The following is a 2,792-nucleotide window of genomic DNA, read 5'->3' as shown; positions in this document are numbered from 1 at the left end:
ATCGTGGTGATGATGATGGCGGCTTCCAGGTCGTCGCTCAGAAAGGAAATGACGGCCAGCGTCGTGAGCAGCAGGTTGAACGGGTTCTTGTAGCAGTACCACAGGTGCAGCCAGCCCGGCAGCGGTTTTTCATGCTCGACTTCGTTCGGGCCCACGCGGCTGCGGCGATCATCAGCTTCTGCCTGGGTCAGGCCGTTTTCGTGCGAGGCCAGGCGTGCGATGGCTGCCGCGTTGTTGTCGGCCGCGATGCGGCGCATGTCACGGGACAGCCTGCTGGAAACGGCCCAGCCTTCGCCGGCGCCCGCATTGCGCAGGGTCTCCAGGATGGCCTGCCGCTTGAATTGGCGGCTGGTGTGCCGCCGGGCCAGGAAGCCGCTGAACAGGTGCTTCAGTTTGAGATCGAAAAAGCGCATCGTATGCGGCTCCTATGGACGAGGCAGGAGCAGGGATGCCCAGCGTGCCGTGGGTTGGGTGCGTGCCGAATCGGTGGCATGCCGGTGTTCGATTTCCTGCAGGCGCAGGAGGGCTGCGCGGGACAGATGGCGCCGGACGGCCATGCGATCCGCCGCGCTCAGCATCGACAGTGCATCGGCGATGACGCGGCCGGACAGCCCGGCCAGTGCGCGGGCGAACGCCGGCTCGCCATGGCAGGCCAGCAGGGTGCGCAGATCGGTGGGACGGTGCATGGCGACGGCGGTGCGCAGGGCGCGCAGCAGACCGTCGCTGGGACGGGTGAAACGAAACAGCATGAGACTCTCCTGGGGCGCGCGGCCACGGAGGTCTCTCATGCGTTCAGGCGAGTGAGTGCCTCGGGGCCGATGCCCGCAACATTGCGTTCAAGGATGAATTGGGTGAGTAGAGATGCGCGCAAGGGCGCGAGCACGGTTCTGGGTCCATACATTGCCTCCTGTAGGTACCACGAACGGAAACGCGTCATCGAACGCAGGGGATCGACGACAGCGGGTATTTTCCCATTGCCGGCCGGCTGCGGCCAGCAGGCAATGGGATGGTCGCACGATACCAAGGTATATCTTCGGGTTCAGATCCGCAGCAGGCGGTTCAGCAGATACAGGCGTTCGCGGCTCAGCCGTTCGCGCAGGGGCAGTCGCGGTCGGCCCGGGGGCGGGTCGGCCGCATCGATCTCGCTGAGCGCCTGCCGGATGTGCGTTTCGTGGGCCGGCCACCAGTCCGCCAGTTTGCGATCCGGCGTCAGCGCGGCCAGGCCCAGGCGGCGGAGTTCTGAGCGGTTGAAGTCCTTGAGATTCAGCGTCAGGATTTCCACGGATCTGTCGGGATGCCGAGCACGCATTTCCCGGGCGACCGCGACGACGTGCCAGTCTTTGGGGTCGCTGTAGCGCAGCCCCTGTTCATATTGATCGATCTGGTGTGCCATGGCCTCGGGAAAGGCCGATTGCATGGCGTCCCAGTCCGCCTGCAGGTTTTCTGCGGGGATATCCCAGATGCGCCGGGCGTTGCGCTGCCACTCGTCGCCGATGCGCTCGCTCCAGGCAGGACGGAAGACGCCGCATGTGCCCAGCGCCAGCATCAGGCGGCGTTGCAGGCCGGACATCATGACGCAGGCGTCCAGGACCAGGATGGGGGGTGATATCAATTCAGCCAAGTGGTCTGCGCCTGGACTGGGCACGCTGTGGCATCAGGCGCGGCAGGCCATGGGGTGTTGTTGTGGTGCGAATGGCTGCCGGAAGGCGCGTTGCGCCCTCCGGGACAGGCGATCAGGCCCGGGCGGCCTGTTCGGCCTTTTTCACCTGCCGCCAGTGGTGCAGCAGCGGCTCGGTATAGCCGTTGGGCTGTTCCAGGCCCTTGAAGACCAGATCGCTGGCGGCCTTGAAGGCGCAGGATGTGTCGAAGTGGCCGGCCATCGGTTCGTAGGCGGGATCGCCGGCATTCTGCTTGTCCACGATGGCGGCCATGCGGCGCAGGGTTTCCTCGACCTGCGGGCGGGTCACGATGCCGTGCAGCAGCCAGTTGGCGATGTGCTGGCTGGAAATCCGCAGCGTGGCGCGGTCTTCCATCAGGCCCACATCATGGATGTCGGGGACTTTCGAGCAGCCGACGCCCTGGTCGATCCAGCGCACCACATAGCCCAGGATGCCCTGGCAGTTGTTGTCCAGTTCCTGCTGGATCTGTTCGGCCGTCCAGTTCGGTGTGCGGGCCACGGGCACGGTCAGGATCCGGTCGAGATAGTCCTCGTGGTGGCTTTCCAGGGATTTCTGCACTTCGACCACGTCGACCTGATGGTAGTGCAGCGCGTGCAGGGTGGCGGCGGTGGGCGACGGCACCCAGGCGGTGTTGCCGCCGGCTTTCACGTGGGCGATCTTTTGCTGGAGCATGTCGGCCATCAGGTCGGGCATGGCCCACATGCCCTTGCCGATCTGGGCATGGCCGCGCAGGCCGCATTCCAGGCCGGTCTGCACGTTGTTCAGTTCGTAGGCCTGGATCCATTCGCGGTGCTTCATGTCGCCCTTGCGTTCCATGGCGCCGGCTCGCATGGAAGTATGGATTTCGTCGCCCGTGCGGTCCAGGAACCCGGTGTTGATGAACACGACGCGTTCGGCGGCTGCGGCAATGCAGGCCTTGAGGTTGATGCTGGTGCGGCGTTCTTCGTCCATGATGCCCATCTTGAGCGTGTTGGGCGCCAGGCCCAGCAGCTGTTCGACGCGGCCGAACAGTTCGCTGGCGAAGGCGACTTCGTCGGGGCCGTGCATCTTGGGCTTGACGATGTAGACCGAGCCGGTCCGGGAATTTTTGCGTGCCTGCAGATCGTGCAGGGC

General features: G+C 65.2%; 4 protein-coding genes. All 4 read right to left on the bottom strand.

What is annotated here, in order from left to right; translation table 11 throughout:
* Positions 1 to 413, bottom strand: a 413-nt coding sequence (locus RBR29_RS11765) for a cation-transporting P-type ATPase (RefSeq protein WP_320349488.1), incomplete at its 3' end; no start/stop codon positions are given.
* 12 nt (positions 414 to 425) lie between these two features.
* A complete protein-coding gene (locus tag RBR29_RS11760; RefSeq protein WP_320349486.1) occupies positions 426 to 749 on the bottom strand; it encodes a hypothetical protein in 324 nt (107 codons plus the stop codon).
* A gap of 290 nt (positions 750 to 1,039) precedes the next feature.
* Positions 1,040 to 1,621, bottom strand: coding sequence for a PIN domain-containing protein (locus tag RBR29_RS11755; RefSeq protein WP_320349484.1), 582 nt, complete (start codon positions 1,619 to 1,621; stop codon positions 1,040 to 1,042).
* A 112-nt stretch (positions 1,622 to 1,733) separates the two neighbouring features.
* The coding region (locus RBR29_RS11750) for a malate synthase G (protein ID WP_320349482.1) at positions 1,734 to 2,792 on the bottom strand (1,059 nt) is incomplete at its 5' end.

This window comes from Castellaniella sp., assembly GCF_034007085.1.
Lineage (GTDB): Bacteria > Pseudomonadota > Gammaproteobacteria > Burkholderiales > Burkholderiaceae_B > Castellaniella.
This window is presented reverse-complemented; position numbering and strand designations above follow the sequence as displayed.